Source organism: Psychrobacter sp. FME13, from assembly GCF_014861395.1.
In the GTDB taxonomy this organism is placed as follows: domain Bacteria; phylum Pseudomonadota; class Gammaproteobacteria; order Pseudomonadales; family Moraxellaceae; genus Psychrobacter.
In genome coordinates this window covers 13,569-28,350 of sequence record NZ_RRYV01000034.1, presented here as the reverse complement: position 1 = coordinate 28,350, position 14,782 = coordinate 13,569, and the positions used below count along the sequence as shown (strand labels likewise).

The following is a 14,782-nucleotide window of genomic DNA, read 5'->3' as shown; positions in this document are numbered from 1 at the left end:
TGACGTTTGCAGTCCTTGCACTGGTAGTTCTGCTTGCCATAGCTTTTTTTGCCGTGTATCGAAAAACTGGGACTGTGACAGTCGGGGCAGCTGATATCTATTTGTGTCTTCATAACCTCAAATATATCATCTTGCTTCGGCTGTCACCCTTCTTTTATTACTCCAGCATACTTTTTGATACACCACCAAAAATTCGTTATAATAGTTAAGTTATATTAAAAACTGAAATACAGCTTAGGTGAAAGTATGTTAGAGAATTTACGCGGTATGGCCGTGTTCGCCAGTGTGGTCGGACACGGTTCTTTTAGTGGTTCAGCTCGTGAGCTAGGTATTACTACCAGTGCAGTCAGCCAACAAATTCGTTCCTTAGAAAATGATTTGGGTGTGGTACTGCTTCATCGTTCAACCCGAAAACTTAGTCTAACAGAAGCTGGTGAAAGCTTTTATGAAGCAGCCAAGGATGTGGTGAGTGCTGCTGAACAAGGTAAAATTAAAGTCAATCAGTTGCGTGATGAGTTAGCGGGTAGCTTGCGTGTGGCGACAACTCCTGAGTTGGGTGTCAATCATATTTTGCCTGCACTCTCTACGTGGATGGCGGCACATGATGATCTGAGTCTCACTTATCTGGCAGACAACCATTATGTTGATATGATTGATGAGCGCATTGATATTGCAATCCGTATGAGTCCTTCGATAAACGACTCCAGCCTGAGTAATCATCCACTGACTGATGTGCGTCAGATGCTCGTTGCCTCACCACAATATCTACGCCAACATGCTAAGCTACAAACACCTAAAGATCTAGCAAATCATCAGCTAATTTGTATTGAAATCATGAAGGATGCTAACCAGATTGATATGGTTCAAACAGAAAGTGGCAAAAAAACGCGCATAAAAATGAACTCACACATTTATACCAATAATGTCTTTATGGCAACTACTTTGGCCAAAGAAGGTCATGGTTTGGTAAGAATGATGGAAATGGATATCAAAAAAGAGCTTGAAAGTGGTGAGCTCGTTGAAGTTTTGACAGGGTATCAATTACCAAGCTTTGTATTATATGCAGTTACCTTGAATGCTGAACAGCAACCAGCTAAGATTATTCGTTGCTTAGAAGTCTTAAAAAAGTACTTTCATGCCCATTAGAGCGTGCCTAAAATGAAGACACACCCTAAGAGGTATATGATAAACAGCCTCTTTATTCAGTTTAACTGACTATCGTTTCTTTAATGTACTCATCTGCAGTTTGGCTGCCCACTGTTGTTACAAAAAAACCTGCTAATTCATCTATCGGCAGTAATCCTAAGTCCGTACCTTTACTGGTACGGATTCTAACACTAGATTGCTCTAACTCTTTTTCTCCAATCAGTAAAATAAATGGTATTTTCTGTAAGGTATGCTTGCGAATTTTATAGCCAAGTTTGTCTCTACCAAAGTCACATTCCACTCGCAACGATAAATCTTTTAGTTGCTTTAAAACTTGATTGGCATAAGCCTGCTGATTTTCAGAAATAGTGATTATCATCACTTGGACAGGAGCAAGCCAAAAGGGTAGGTGACCTGCGTAATGCTCAATCAAAATACCGATAAACCGCTCAAGCGAACCAAATATAGCGCGGTGTAGCATCACCGGCCTTTGTTTTTGGTTATCTTCGTTAATATAGCTAAGATCAAAGCGCTCTGGCAGGTTTAAATCTACTTGAATAGTGCCGCATTGCCACTCTCTGCCTATCGCGTCTTTTAGCGTGAATTCTATTTTAGGGCCATAAAATGCGCCTTCTCCTTCACTGACCTCATAAGCGATATCAATGTCTTGTAAAGACTGAATTAGGGTCTGTTCTAAAAAGTCCCATATTTGCTCAGATCCTATTCTGTTTTTTGGACGGGTAGATACTTTGATAGAAATATTATCAAATCCAAAATGCTGATAGATTTTATAAATCAAGCGGATGGTACTGACACACTCTGATAGAAGCTGATCTTTGGTACAAAATATATGCGCATCATCTTGAGTAAAATGCCGAACGCGCATCAAGCCGTGCAGCGAACCTGAAGGCTCATAACGGTGAACTTTACCAAACTCTGCCATTTTGAGAGGCAGTTCTCTATAGCTTTTTAGATCATGACCATAGAGACAGACTGCACCGGGACAACTCATCGGTTTTAACGCGTAGGTTTTTTCGTCAGGGGTTTCTACCGAAAACATTTGCTGTTTGTAATTCTGCCAATGCCCTGAAATCTCCCACAATTCGCGATCCATGACATCCGGTGTATTGACCTCAGTGTATCCTGCTTCTTCTTGTTGATGACGCAAATATCCCGTTAGTAATTGAAAGACTTTCCATCCTTTCGCATGCCAAAAAACAGCCCCTGGGGCTCGTTCGTCAAAGTGTAATAAATCCAGTTGCTGTGACAGTTTTCTATGATCTCTTTTTGCTGCTTCTGCTTGTTGTTTCAAATAATCGGTCAGTTGTTTTCGAGCAGCCCAGCAGGTGACATATATTCGTTGTAGCATAGGTTGACTCGCGTCACCTTGCCAATAGGCGCCTGATACATGAGTAATTTTGAAGTGTGGCAAAAATGAAGTATTTGCAACCAAAGGGGACAGATAAACATCTTTCATGCTACCACTGCCATTATGTGTATGTGGTTGAAACAAAGTCGTTATCGATGCGCTCTGTTCTCTACACTGCTTCAAACTATGTTGCTTTAAGCTTTGTTGCTTTAAAATACATTGTTTTAAGTATTCTGATTTCAGTGGGTTCTCTAAGCTAAAGTAAGTGACAGCATCAGCTAGAGAAATATAGCCACTTGCTATAGGCTGCTTTTTTTGAACCATGTCTTGCATGACGTTTGAGATTTCATGGAGATGATCTTCGTTGAAATTAGGCGTCTCTGCAAAGTCATAATAAAAACCAGTATCTGTAGTTTGATACTGTACAGGTTTGGCGTTTGGATATAAGTGTAAAACCGACCTTGCCAGCAGATAAGCAAATGAATCGCGTTGCAGTATCGACGCCTCATCATTTTGAGCGGTGATCAGCTGGATGTGACAGTCTTCAGTTATAAGATGTTGTAAGTCAACATATTGGCTATCAACTTTAGCCAAAAACACCTTTTTATAAGCAGGCGGTTTATAGATTGCTAGTAAAGTCGCAATCGATATAGGGTCGTCAATTGAAAGTTGCTGAGCGTTTTGGTGACTGGTTATTTGGATATTCATAAGTAATCTATCAATTAGTAATTATAGTGATTAGCGTTTGTTGAATGTTCAATAGACCCTAACGGTCGATCTCAAGAGATTGACCACGGCAGTTTGGGAACAGCTGGTTTTGATGCCATGCAAGCTGTCCTGAGATGATGGTGGTGGCTACAGAATATCGAAAAGCTTTATGTGCAAAAGGCGTCCAGTTACAGTGCATATAGTTATGAGTGTCACTGACCATGACTTTTTCTTTGTTTTCTTTGAGCAATACTAAATCTGCCCAATAGCCTTCACGTATATAGCCTCGGTCTTTAATACGAAACAAGTCTGCCACTTGATGCGATGTCTTGCGTACCATGGTTTCGATACTCATCTGTTTGTCCGCAACCAACTCCATCAGTGCAGGTAAAGCATGTTGCACAAGGGGTAATCCAGCTGGTGCATTGAAGTAACTTTGCTGCTTTTCCTGCCAAGTGTGCGGTGCGTGGTCAGTGCCAATAATATCCAAACGATTGGACTCTGATACCGCTTGGATCAACGCTTGACGATCTTGTGCTGTTTTGATGGCTGGATTACATTTGATGAGGTGTCCTAATGTTTCATAATCCGTATCATCAAAACTTAAATGATGCACACAAACCTCAGCGGTAATATGCTTTTTATCGAGTGGTAGGTTTTTAAACAGACGAATCTCTTTGGCTGTGGTGATATGCAATACGTGTAGCTGCGTACCGTATTTTTCAGCCAACGCAACCGCCATGCTTGAGCTTTCAAAGCAAGCTTGTTTGTCACGAATACGGGCATGCATTACAGCAGGAATGTCGTCACCGTATTTTTCTTTATAGTGTTGCTCACGCGTTCTGATACGAGGCGTTGACTCGCAATGGGTCAGTAAGATAGTGGGTACATTTGAAAATAAGCGCTCTAGGGTTTGTGGGTCATCGACCAGCATGTTACCTGTCGATGCGCCCATAAACACTTTAACGCCACTAACGAGCTTAGGGTCTAGGTGTTCGATGATATCTATATTGTCGGCGCTGACACCGAAGTGAAAAGCGTAATTTGCCATGCTATGCGTGGCAGCGTTTAGCTTCTTTTGATGAAGTGCATTCAAATCCAGTGTCGCAGGCTGTGTATTGGGCATGTCCATATAACTTGTGATACCACCAACTACCGCTGCCATCGATTCTGATTTTACAGTGCCTTTTTGCGGTGCCCCAGGGTCTCTAAAGTGTACTTGGTCATCAATCATCCCTGGAATGAGCCAGCCACCTTCAGCATCGATGTTTTTTGCATCAGAGATACCTGTAATACTGGATTGTATTTTTTGGATGCGGCCATTTTCTATCAGTACATCACTCGTTTTTTGAATGCCTTCATTTACGATCACAGCATTACGAATGATGATTTTTGGTAGATTATCAAATGTTAGGTTACTAAAACTCATTATGTAAGGCCTTATATCCTTGCACCAGCTCGATGTTGGTACTCACCACACTTTCTGAAAACTCGCTAATAGATATGTCCATCGGGGGGAAGTCACTCAAGTCAGTCGTGGCATGAATATGGCTGATAGCGGGAACATAAAAACTATTAGGTAAGTCTTGTCCGTCAACCACAGCATTGTGTCTCACGGCACTTCTATTACCGACTTTGCAATTGAACAAAACGCTATTGAAGCCAATAAAGACATGATGTCCAATTTCGCAAGGTCCATGAATGATAGAGCGATGAGCGATAGAAGAGTTTTCTCCTATGGTGACGGCAGCTCCAGCTTTAGAGTGAATAACCACTCCGTCTTGAATGTTTGAGTTGGCACCGATGATGATAGGTTCCATTTCACCTTGTGCATCTACTTCATCAGCACGGATCACGGCATAAGGCCCAATGAAGACATTGGCGTGAATAATCACTTTGCCGCAAATAATAGCCGTTTGGTCGACATAGGCCGTTTGGTGAATGATAGGAAGGTCGCCGGATGGGTTTTTACGAATCATAAGAGGTCTTATTGGTATTGGATAAAGGATTGCTTAAGATTGATACTCGTGTCAATTCTAAGCCTAGATAAAAACAACTGGGTCGAAAAGTATGACAGGCAGCGCCATGCTGCTGAACGGAAAACAAGACCGCATCACCATCACAATCTAATTTGGCATCGATCAGCTGCTGATGGTGCCCAGAGCTTTCTCCTTTTCGCCATAAGGTTTGTCTGGAACGTGACCAATAGCAGACCCTTTTAGTGGTTAAGGTTTCTATGAGTGCCTCGGCATTGACCCAAGCCATCATTAACACCTCTTTGGTCTGCACGTCTTGTGCGATTGCGGCTATTAATCCTTGGTCATTCCAAGGAATATGACTCATAACCGTATCAAAGCAGTACTCTTGGCCTTTTTTGCCGTGTTCCATGGTCAGAAAAATAGACGTGTTTGTATTTACCATTGCCATGAGCCTTCTGCGACCGCGTCATGGGCATGCAGGCTTTCTGCATGAATGACTTTGAATTTAAATCCTAAAATATTGGCATAGTCCAAGAATGTATGATGTAGCCGCCGTACTGCATCTTCGCAGAACATCAAGTTTTGTCCGTTTGCCAGTGCAAAAGCCTGTTCATCGACACGCTTTACCGCTGTCTGTACAGGTGTGGCAAGGGCGTGTTCTGCTTGGTCAATGAGGGCGATGAGCGACAATTCAGATACAGCAGTGGATAGCTTAAACTGTAATTGAGCGACGCTACGCTGGCTGTGCGGTGTTGCAACAATGGCCTCGGTAGTCCCTAACCAATCGATAACTTCTGCTGCATTGGTCAGATCGAATCGCTCTTCGGATAAGGCTTTTTGAAACTGCTGCTGAATTAAGCTGCGTGATAGGGCCGCCGAACAAGGGCAAGTAGATGAGTAAGGAACCTCAATCTGAACTTCCACGAAAAACTGACGGTCAATAAGCTGGCAGGATAGCTCAAAGGGGTAACTCTTCCAGCCAGTTAGCGGACTGATTAATGCTGGCCGTTCGACGTATAGCTGGCTTTTTATATGTAGCTTTGCATGATTAGATAACCCCTTATGGCTGTTGAGAAAGCCCTGCAATGTCTCTTTGAGGTGGGAGGTATTAAGGTTTTTTAATTTGGCCAATTCTAGTAACTTGATATACAACCGAGACATATGGATGCCCTTGATAGCAGGATCATCTAGGCTAACAAAAGCGCTTATATCGCTTGGACAAAGTGTGTTTTCAATATAAATAGGTAGGGCTATATGTTCCATGCCGACCCAGTCTAAACAAGCAGAATTGGGCGGTGCTTTTAGGTTCGCAGAAATATCAGGAAGATCATTAATCATTAATATGCAAAACTCAGTTGAATTGTAAAATGTTATGTTATAACATAACTAAATACTTAGCAAGTATAGCGATGCTTGCTGTTTTACCTGTGCATTTTTAATGTAGATGGCTTCAAATGAAATATAGTGTCTTTATTCTGTGCTCCGTTTTTTATCCTATATGTTTTCTAACAGCTTGTGCCCATCAGTCTGTTGATAGTCAGTATGTGCCGACAGTCATGCCAAGCAATCACTCAAACCATGATTATTCAAATCAGAGCCATTCAGAAAAAAACTTGGTCAACCAGTCACGTGAAAAATTCGCCCATAGACAAGCAAAAGACCCATTAGTGCATTTGCCTTCAGTACAAAATTCAGAGCTAGTTCATCAAAAACAAACTCCAGACACTTACCGTATATGGCTAAGTGACAGCGTCAATCAGCAACAGGCTATGGAATACACTTCTTTTTTAAAAAGTAAGGGGTTGGTTGGCTACGTACCAGATCATGAGTTTTTTCAAAGTGCTAGAGACTGGGAAAAATGCGGTGCCGCAGAGTTTGAAATACCACCTACAGAGTTATGGTCAAATATTGTCCCCACACTTCAAATAATGAAAGTGCTTGTCGATGACAAGGTGGTTCGTGATTTTACCGTCACATCCGTTTATCGAAATTTTAATTTGAACCGCTGCGCCAAAGGTGCTGATACCTCGCGTCACGTATTGAATACTGCCATAGATTTTCGTATTGGAAGCGAAGCGCCAGATACATTAGAGACAATACAGATTATAGAAACTAAAAAAAGACTTTGTACGTTTTGGCAGGAGAAGGGAGCGGCGTTAAACATGGGGCTTGGAGTTTACAGTTCTGGACAAATTCATATTGATAGTGCTGGTTATCGCACATGGGGTCCTGATCATCGTAGTAGATCCTCTCCTTGCTTGTCTGTCTCAATTTGAATACTCAACAGACTCTAGACTAATCGTCACTATTTTCACTATTTTCACTATTTTTAAAGGATTCTAATTTGTTATGACCATATTTAAGAACCAGTATTTAAGAAGCAGTATTCTTTAAGCATATTTGATAACAGATTTTGATAACAAATATAGTTGAGTTCAAATAATTTCGATACAGGCAAATCGAGTGCAAGCCATACCTTAGTATGGTTAGCGAGGATGACAATGTGACGGATTTATATAGATTTGACTATATATAAATTGATAGAGAAGAGAGAGCCAATGAGTAATTCTTTAGCCATCGAAAAAAAACTGCCTGTGACAGTGTTGTCTGGGTTTTTAGGCGCAGGTAAAACCACGCTACTCAATCATATCTTGAATAATCGTGAGGGTAGGCGCATAGCGGTTATCGTAAACGATATGTCTGAAGTAAATATTGATGCAGCATTGGTCAGAGACGGTGGGGCCGAGCTGTCCCGAACCGATGAAAAGCTGGTTGAGATGAGCAATGGTTGTATTTGTTGCACCTTGCGAGAAGACTTGTTGATAGAGGTACGACGTCTGGCAGAAGACAATCGCTTTGATCAACTGGTTATCGAATCAACAGGCATTTCTGAACCGTTACCTGTGGCAGAAACTTTTACTTTTGAAGATGACGATGGTTTCTCCCTGAATGAATTTGCTCGTTTAGATACCATGGTTACTGTCGTTGATGCTTTTAATTTTTTAAAAGATTACAGCTCTTATGACAGCATACAATCTCGAGGTGAGTCACTAGGTGAGGAAGATGAGCGTACCGTGGTTGATTTGCTGATTGATCAAATTGAATTTTGTGATGTCATTGTGTTGAATAAAGTGGATTTGATTTCAGATGACGAGAAAGAAAGACTACTAGCGATTATTCATTCCTTAAATCCACGAGCTAAAATTGAGGTTTCTCAGTTTGGTCAGGTCAATTTAGATAAGCTCTTGAATACCAACTTATTTGATTTTGAGGCAGCCTCTGAGGCACCAGGCTGGTTAAAAGAGCTTAGGGGAGAGCATATACCAGAGACACAGGAGTATGGCATCAGTAGTTTTGTTTATCGAGCCCGTCGTCCCTTTCATCCGCAGCGTTTTTACGATTTTATTAATACAGAATGGAAAGGTGTGGTGCGCTCAAAAGGTTTCTTTTGGCTCGCGTCTAATCCTAAGCTGGCAGGTTCTTGGTCACAAGCCGGTGCGATGGCCAGACATGGTCTGGCTGGGTACTGGTGGGCAACAGTTCCTGAAGAGGAGTGGCCACAAGATCAGCAGAATCGTGACATCATAGAAAGTAATTGGGACGAGAGTACAGGTGACGCCCGTCAGGAAATTGTGTTGATTGGTATAGAAATGGATGAGTCAGATCTTATCGATAAGTTCAATGATTGCTTGCTCAACGATGAGGAAATGGCCCAAGGTCCTAAAAATTGGCAGTTGATGAATAACCCATTTTCAGAGTGGGCTAAATTGATTGCTTAACGGACCATACTTTTTTAAGTATTCTACTTAGAAGTAAGATTCACAACACTTATGTAAATAAATAGACCATAATGATATAATATAACAAATTAATATTTGTTTTTTTCAAAGTTATGATATGATAATTTTGGTGGTCTAAAGGAGTGGATCATTACTATTCTATTTAGCTAAACGCCAAATTTTTAATTAGATTAACTTAATAAGGATATTACCATGGCTTTATCACAATTTTTTATGCCTTCTAGCAACTTAGTCGGTGAAGGTGCTTTAGAAAAAGGTATTGAGCAGCTAGGGCGTGTCCTCAATTCAATCGATAGCCATCTAAATAGGTTAAAAATGGCTAAATCTTGCCAAACGGCGTCAAATAGCTGACTAATATCTCGATATTATCTGCGCTGTTTTCCTTGTTTGACGACAATTTATCTCATTTTTATCACCATTTTTAAAATGAGGACACACCCTAGAAAAGCTCAACTGTAAAAAGATATTCATCGTTACTGACAGTATTCTCGAAAAGATCGGTGTCGTAGATCAAGTCACAAAACCCCTTGAATCAAAAGGCATAAAAGTCAAAATTTTTACCGAAGTTCAGCCTAATCCAACAGTCGGTAATGTCGATGCAGGACTTGCAGAACTAAAATCATTTGATGCAGATTTGATGATATCGCTCGGTGGCGGGTCGGTTCATGACTGTGCTAAGGCAATCGCATTGGTTGCAACCAATGGTGGCAAGATTGAAGACTATGAAGGCCTTGACCAATCAAAAAAACCTCAACTGCCGTTAGTATCCATCAATACCACCGCAGGTACTGCCTCTGAAATGACCCGCTTCTGTATTATTACAGACGAGAATACCCATGTTAAAATGGCGATAGTTGACACCAATGTCACGCCTATTTTGTCGATTAACGATTCTGGTATCATGTCTAATATGCCTGCTGGTTTGACGGCGGCGACTGGTATGGATGCATTGACCCATGCAGTAGAGGCTTATGTATCTACAGGTGCCAGCCCGATTACAGATGCCTGTGCTGTCAAAGCTATTGAGCTCATAGCAACTTCTTTACCGACCGCCGTAAAAGAACCGAAAAACATGGTCGCTCGAGAAAACATGGCCTATGCTCAATTCTTAGCAGGAATGGCATTTAACAATGCATCACTTGGTTATGTTCATGCAATGGCTCATCAATTAGGTGGCATGTATGATTTACCGCATGGTGTATGTAATGCGCTGCTATTACCACATGTCGAAGCATTCAATGAATCAGCGGCTACAGAAAGGTTGAATACCGTTGGTCAGATTTTAAGTGACAATAATAGCGACTTAGCGGGTTTGAATACAATTGACGCGATTAAAAAACTGGCAGATATTGTCAATATTCCGAAGTCGTTAAAAGAGCTTGGTGTTAAACGTGAAGATTTCGACGAGTTAGCGACCAATGCACTTAAAGACGTATGTGGTTTAACTAACCCTGTTCAAGCAAATCACGAACAAATCGTTGGTATCTTTGAGGATGCGTTTGAAGCCCGTTCATAATTTTTCTTATTAGCCCATAAAAAAGACATAAGCCGATAAGCTTATGTCTTTTTTTATATTTAACGGTTGGTGAAATAAAACAGGCATACTTGAGTATACCTGTCTTAAAAAACCACCTCTTAAACAGAAGGTTTTAATAAGTTGATCAAACGCTCAGCCACCTGTGTGCTTTCATCACGATTCATATTAAGCGGCGGTAATAAGCGTATTACATGACCGCCTGTGACATTGATGATTAGATTCTGTTCATCACGAGCACGATTTACGAGCTGGCTACAGTCCATGTCTTCAGGTAATACAATACCAATCATCATACCGGCACCGCGACTGCTGATGTCATACTGTCCTAGCGTATCGACTACCGTCTCACGAATAAACAACCCTTCGGTGACCGCGTTATTCATAATATCGCTGTTGGCTAATACGTCATACACACTATGAACCACGCGACTGGCCAACGGCGTGCCACCATAAGTTGAACCATGGCTACCAGCGCCAAATAAGCCATTGGCACGGCCACTTACCATACAAGCACCAACTGGGAAACCGTTACCCAACCCTTTAGCCGTCGTTAGCACATCAGGGCGTGCATTGCTGTGTTGATAAGCGAAATACTTACCAGTACGGCCATTACCTGTTTGTACCTCATCTATCATAAACAACCAGTTATGAGCTTCACATTCTGCTTGTAAGTCTTCAAGATAAGCAAAGCCATTGGCCGCTGTATTGAGACCACCTTCACCTTGTATGGGCTCTACAAAAATAGCGCAAATCTCATCGTGATCTTGTGCCGCCTGTTGGATGGCCGCAATGTCACCAAATGGTACGCGAATAAAGTCTTCATTTAATGTATAAAAGCCTTCGCGCGCTTTGGGATTGGCAGTGGCTGATAATGAGAGTAGCGTACGACCGTGAAATGAATGCTCCATAACAATGACTTTTGGACGTTTGAATCCTTGTTTATGTGCATATAATCGTGCCATTTTTAATGCCGCTTCGTTTGCTTCAGCACCACTATTGGCAAAAAACACACTGTCCATCTGAGCGGCAGTGCATAGGATTTCTCCTGCACGTTCTTGCCAGTCGATACCGAATAAGTTACTGGTATGCACCAAGATGGATGCTTGCTGTCGAATGGCATCAGTCACATGTGGGTGGCAATGCCCCAGTCCACAAACTGCAATGCCAGTTAGTGCATCTAAATAAGGCGTGTCATCTTTTGTGTATAACCAACTGCCTGAACCGCGTGTAAAGCTAATCGGTTGACGGTTGTAAGTGGGCATCAAGTAAGTAGCAGACATGTAAAACATCCTTAGGATGATAAGTGAATAAAAAAATTAGAAGTTATAGTTCGTCAGAGAAAGGCGTGGTTTCCGCAGGCAAAGTGTAATCTTCATTTGCCCATGCGCCCAAATCAATCAGTTTGCATTGCTTACTGCAAAACGGTTTGTATTTATTGTCCTGCCATGCAGTTTGAGTGTTGCAACGTGGGCAAGGATAAGTCTTCGGAGATATGTTGGGAGTAGGTTCGGTCATAATAAGTGTGAGAGCATCCTCGAGGATTTTTGTATAATAAACATCGTGAATAAATATAGCTGGTTTAATAGTATTGGGACATGAAGAAAACCAATAATAGGAAAATTAGTAATAGCCTAAGCAAAAAATTATATCAAATAATAGTAAACGGCAAATCCTGCTATTAAAGCCGATTAACTATATAATAGCATGTGGTCAAATAATGGCAAAAGACAAATATTTTAAGGATAGTAGATGACTGACAATATTGAGCTTACGCATCAAAAATTGCGAGTATTTCAACCGCAAAAGCTCTCAGCACCGCGTGACTTTATCATTCCAGATATCATTAATAATAAAAATCATAGCCCTTTGGTATTAGAGATTGGTGCAGGGAAGGGCAAGCATGCGCTTGGTTTTGCAGCACACAATCCTGATAAGCATTTGATAGCGATTGAGCGTACACGCAACAAATTCGAAGCGTTTGCCAAACTAGCAGCAATACAATCTTCACCGAACTTAGATGCGATTCATGCTGATGCCATTGCATGGACAGTGCATGCTATCAAACCAAGCAGTTTGGTAAAAATCTTTATTCTTTATCCCAATCCTGAACAGCATAACCCCAATCAGCAATGGTTGAATATGCCTTTTTTTGAGTTTCTATTGTCACGTTTGCAGGTAGGCGGGGAAGTTGTGCTAGTCACCAATATTGAAGCATATATGGATAATGCAGAGCAGCAGGCAACCAGGGTATGGTGCTTACCAAACACTCGATATAAAGTAGCGGCAGACAGTCAGCGTACACATTTTGAAGTCAAGTATCTAGCGCGTGGAGAGACATGCTGGGAGCTGAGCATTTTTAAGCCAGAAGGCTATAAAACAAGGTTTGATGATTGGCGAATTGAGAGTGTTGACGAAGAAAAATAGCCTAAGTAATAAAAATAAACGGTGACAGATGATTAAGGTATATCTATTTAATAAAATATAAAATAGCCTAAGCAAAAAAAACCATACATAAAAAAACTGCCACTAAAGGGCAGTTCAAAAATCGTGCGTCGTTTAATCTATAAAAAGGGCTTTACCAACTTATCAGAGTAGGTATGTGCGTCCAAAACTGTCAAAAAAGTATACGCACCAATAAATTTTCGGCTGATAAACATAAATTCTTTTGGTGGGAGATTAAATTCAAAAGACTGCATGGCTTTTGATGCTTTAGTTGATAGACGTGAATGCAGTTTACTGTTGGCCCAAATATAACGATTATCCTGATCCAAGCTGTCAGTTGGAATATCTGGGTTTATAGTAGGGTCACTAAAAGGTTCTGTCGCCAGCAAAAACAGCGAAGCTACATCCGATCTAACTTTATCGCTCATGCTATCAAAGAAGTCATAACCAGTCATCGCTAGTACCATTGCCTGATGGTCATGATGATAACCTGCTTTTAATAAACCATGGGCAATGGTCAATAGATGTTTATCAAATTGACGAATTGCACCAAAATCCAATAATACCAACCTATCTATATCATCTTTGTCATCACTGACGCGCACCAAATAGTTACCAAAGTTTGGATCAGTTTGCATTTCGCCCCAAACAAATATCTCTTGCATCATAATTTCAATAGCGGCTTGACCAATCGCGTTACGACGCTCATGAGACAGCATCTGCAACTCTTCGGAAACTACCGTGATGCCAGGCTCATAAGACATACACAATAGGCGTTTTTTTGAGTAGTTTCGATTGATTTTAGGCACTATATAACGTGAATCATGACTGAGACGCTCATAAAAACGCTCTGTGGTCTCCGCTTCCGCTTCGTAATCAACTTCATGATGGAGTAGGTCGCGTATCTCTTCAAACCACGCATCGAGTGAACGGGTTTGCGGCACAATATTACTAACTTTTAGTAATTGCTTGAATAAAGACAGATCTGAATTGATAGCTTCTGCCACACCAGGGTATTGTATTTTTAGCACGACTTGCTCACCAGTTTCTAATACGGTTGCACGGTGAACTTGAGCAAGTGACGCGGTTCCAATAGGAATTGGATCTACCTCTAGGTCATTTAACTTATCGCCTAATAATCTACGTAAGGTTTGTTCAATCGTTGGCCATGATAGTGTGGCGGTATTATCGTTAAGCGTTTGCAATGCACGTGTGATTTCGGGAGGCAAAATATGCTCGCCATAAATCGCTAACATCTGACCAATTTTTACCACAGAGCCTTTTAACTTACCAAGCTCTGCCGCAAGATAAGTAGCTTGATCTTCCATAAAAGCTTGGTTGCGAGCTGTACGTGCTTCTTTACCTAAGAACATACCAGACACGCTATTACCTGCCCAACGACGACCAATATTTAAAGATGTTTTGGCAATCGACATTCGACGCTCAAAGCCTGACGTTTTTAGGGTATCGATTGATTGCTTATTGTTAGACGATTTAGACGTATCATTTGCCATAAATATAATCATTCAGTCAGTTGGTACTGATTTGTGGGTAAGGGAACTACAAATCAAGGGAGATACGATATACAGGTACAAAATTGTATCATATAAAACGTACTTGGTTGATGCCTCATAGAGGCTAATAGCAGTTACTCTGTACGACGTTGTTTTACAATATATAATTTTGTAGAAATAAGTATTTTTAGAAAGCTAAATTTTAGAAAAACAGCAGGATCATTAATATAGTTGAGTTCAAATAACTTCGACACAAGGAAACCGAGTGCAAGCGATACATTAGTACG

The 14,782-nt window shown here is 41.1% G+C and carries 15 protein-coding genes; 6 read left to right on the top strand and 9 right to left on the bottom strand.

Features of this window, described 5'->3' with window-relative positions:
- Positions 1 to 113, bottom strand: a 113-nt coding sequence (locus tag EI164_RS17475) for a transposase (protein ID WP_413038447.1), incomplete at its 3' end; no start/stop codon positions are given.
- 133 nt (positions 114 to 246) lie between these two features.
- Here EI164_RS17475 and EI164_RS06565 point away from each other — a divergent pair.
- Entirely contained in the window at positions 247 to 1,146 is a 900-nt protein-coding gene (locus EI164_RS06565; protein WP_192519183.1) for a LysR family transcriptional regulator, read from the top strand.
- A gap of 61 nt (positions 1,147 to 1,207) precedes the next feature.
- Here the strand turns inward: EI164_RS06565 and thrS are convergent, their stop codons facing one another.
- Genes thrS through folE2 form a run of 5 tightly spaced genes read right to left on the bottom strand, consistent with a single transcriptional unit; the run spans position 1,208 to position 6,540 of the window.
- A complete protein-coding gene (gene thrS / locus EI164_RS06560) occupies positions 1,208 to 3,223 on the bottom strand; it encodes a threonine--tRNA ligase (protein WP_192519182.1) in 2,016 nt (671 codons plus the stop codon).
- Positions 3,224 to 3,281: 58 nt separating this feature from the next.
- A complete protein-coding gene (locus EI164_RS06555) occupies positions 3,282 to 4,652 on the bottom strand; it encodes a dihydroorotase (protein ID WP_192519181.1) in 1,371 nt (456 codons plus the stop codon).
- Positions 4,642 to 5,202, bottom strand: coding sequence for a carbonate dehydratase (locus EI164_RS06550; RefSeq protein ID WP_192519180.1), 561 nt, complete (start codon positions 5,200 to 5,202; stop codon positions 4,642 to 4,644). Before EI164_RS06550 ends, EI164_RS06555 begins: the two co-directional genes overlap by 11 nt.
- Positions 5,192 to 5,650, bottom strand: a complete 459-nt coding sequence (gene hisI, locus EI164_RS06545; RefSeq protein WP_192519179.1) for a phosphoribosyl-AMP cyclohydrolase — start codon at positions 5,648 to 5,650, stop codon at positions 5,192 to 5,194. Before hisI ends, EI164_RS06550 begins: the two co-directional genes overlap by 11 nt.
- Positions 5,638 to 6,540 carry a GTP cyclohydrolase FolE2 gene (gene folE2 / locus EI164_RS06540; protein WP_192519178.1) on the bottom strand — a complete coding sequence of 301 codons (903 nt, stop codon included), beginning with the start codon at positions 6,538 to 6,540 and terminating at the stop codon, positions 5,638 to 5,640. Before folE2 ends, hisI begins: the two co-directional genes overlap by 13 nt.
- Positions 6,541 to 6,656: 116 nt before the next feature.
- Between folE2 and EI164_RS06535 the strand changes: the two genes are divergently transcribed.
- The 4 genes from EI164_RS06535 to EI164_RS06520 all read left to right on the top strand — a co-directional run bounded on the left by EI164_RS06535 (position 6,657) and on the right by EI164_RS06520 (position 10,518).
- On the top strand, positions 6,657 to 7,478 hold the full coding sequence (locus tag EI164_RS06535) for a D-Ala-D-Ala carboxypeptidase family metallohydrolase (RefSeq protein ID WP_225739154.1): 822 nt from the start codon (positions 6,657 to 6,659) through the stop codon (positions 7,476 to 7,478).
- Positions 7,479 to 7,760: 282 nt separating this feature from the next.
- On the top strand, positions 7,761 to 8,981 hold the full coding sequence (gene zigA / locus EI164_RS06530; RefSeq protein WP_192519177.1) for a zinc metallochaperone GTPase ZigA: 1,221 nt from the start codon (positions 7,761 to 7,763) through the stop codon (positions 8,979 to 8,981).
- 213 nt (positions 8,982 to 9,194) lie between these two features.
- On the top strand, positions 9,195 to 9,353 hold the full coding sequence (locus EI164_RS06525; protein ID WP_192519176.1) for a hypothetical protein: 159 nt from the start codon (positions 9,195 to 9,197) through the stop codon (positions 9,351 to 9,353).
- 112 nt (positions 9,354 to 9,465) lie between these two features.
- Complete coding sequence (locus EI164_RS06520) at positions 9,466 to 10,518, top strand: iron-containing alcohol dehydrogenase (protein ID WP_192519185.1); 1,053 nt, start codon at positions 9,466 to 9,468, stop codon at positions 10,516 to 10,518.
- 119 nt (positions 10,519 to 10,637) lie between these two features.
- Here EI164_RS06520 and EI164_RS06515 read toward each other — a convergent pair whose 3' ends face one another.
- Both EI164_RS06515 and EI164_RS06510 read right to left on the bottom strand, forming a co-directional pair.
- Positions 10,638 to 11,819 carry an aspartate aminotransferase family protein gene (locus EI164_RS06515; protein WP_192519175.1) on the bottom strand — a complete coding sequence of 394 codons (1,182 nt, stop codon included), beginning with the start codon at positions 11,817 to 11,819 and terminating at the stop codon, positions 10,638 to 10,640.
- Between the two features lie 43 nt (positions 11,820 to 11,862).
- Positions 11,863 to 12,054 carry a DNA gyrase inhibitor YacG gene (locus EI164_RS06510; RefSeq protein WP_192519174.1) on the bottom strand — a complete coding sequence of 64 codons (192 nt, stop codon included), beginning with the start codon at positions 12,052 to 12,054 and terminating at the stop codon, positions 11,863 to 11,865.
- 234 nt (positions 12,055 to 12,288) lie between these two features.
- Here EI164_RS06510 and EI164_RS06505 point away from each other — a divergent pair, with 234 nt between their 5' ends.
- On the top strand, positions 12,289 to 12,963 hold the full coding sequence (locus EI164_RS06505; RefSeq protein ID WP_192519173.1) for a DUF938 domain-containing protein: 675 nt from the start codon (positions 12,289 to 12,291) through the stop codon (positions 12,961 to 12,963).
- Positions 12,964 to 13,100: 137 nt separating this feature from the next.
- Here the strand turns inward: EI164_RS06505 and EI164_RS06500 are convergent, their stop codons facing one another.
- Entirely contained in the window at positions 13,101 to 14,495 is a 1,395-nt protein-coding gene (locus EI164_RS06500; RefSeq protein ID WP_192519172.1) for an ABC1 kinase family protein, read from the bottom strand.
- Between the last annotated feature and the right edge of the window lie 287 nt (positions 14,496 to 14,782).

What these genes read in the sequence shown, in the direction of transcription:
- EI164_RS06505 (WP_192519173.1), top strand. Translation starts at nt 12,289, where the DNA reads ATGACTGACAATATTGAGCTTACGCATCAAAAATTGCGAGTATTTCAA.
- folE2 (WP_192519178.1), bottom strand. Translation starts at nt 6,540, where the DNA reads ATGATTAATGATCTTCCTGATATTTCTGCGAACCTAAAAGCACCGCCC.
- thrS (WP_192519182.1), bottom strand. Translation starts at nt 3,223, where the DNA reads ATGAATATCCAAATAACCAGTCACCAAAACGCTCAGCAACTTTCAATT.
- EI164_RS06515 (WP_192519175.1), bottom strand. Translation starts at nt 11,819, where the DNA reads ATGTCTGCTACTTACTTGATGCCCACTTACAACCGTCAACCGATTAGC.
- EI164_RS06555 (WP_192519181.1), bottom strand. Translation starts at nt 4,652, where the DNA reads ATGAGTTTTAGTAACCTAACATTTGATAATCTACCAAAAATCATCATT.
- zigA (WP_192519177.1), top strand. Translation starts at nt 7,761, where the DNA reads ATGAGTAATTCTTTAGCCATCGAAAAAAAACTGCCTGTGACAGTGTTG.
- EI164_RS06510 (WP_192519174.1), bottom strand. Translation starts at nt 12,054, where the DNA reads ATGACCGAACCTACTCCCAACATATCTCCGAAGACTTATCCTTGCCCA.
- EI164_RS06550 (WP_192519180.1), bottom strand. Translation starts at nt 5,202, where the DNA reads ATGATTCGTAAAAACCCATCCGGCGACCTTCCTATCATTCACCAAACG.
- EI164_RS06525 (WP_192519176.1), top strand. Translation starts at nt 9,195, where the DNA reads ATGGCTTTATCACAATTTTTTATGCCTTCTAGCAACTTAGTCGGTGAA.
- hisI (WP_192519179.1), bottom strand. Translation starts at nt 5,650, where the DNA reads ATGGCAATGGTAAATACAAACACGTCTATTTTTCTGACCATGGAACAC.
- EI164_RS06565 (WP_192519183.1), top strand. Translation starts at nt 247, where the DNA reads ATGTTAGAGAATTTACGCGGTATGGCCGTGTTCGCCAGTGTGGTCGGA.
- EI164_RS06535 (WP_225739154.1), top strand. Translation starts at nt 6,657, where the DNA reads ATGAAATATAGTGTCTTTATTCTGTGCTCCGTTTTTTATCCTATATGT.
- EI164_RS06500 (WP_192519172.1), bottom strand. Translation starts at nt 14,495, where the DNA reads ATGGCAAATGATACGTCTAAATCGTCTAACAATAAGCAATCAATCGAT.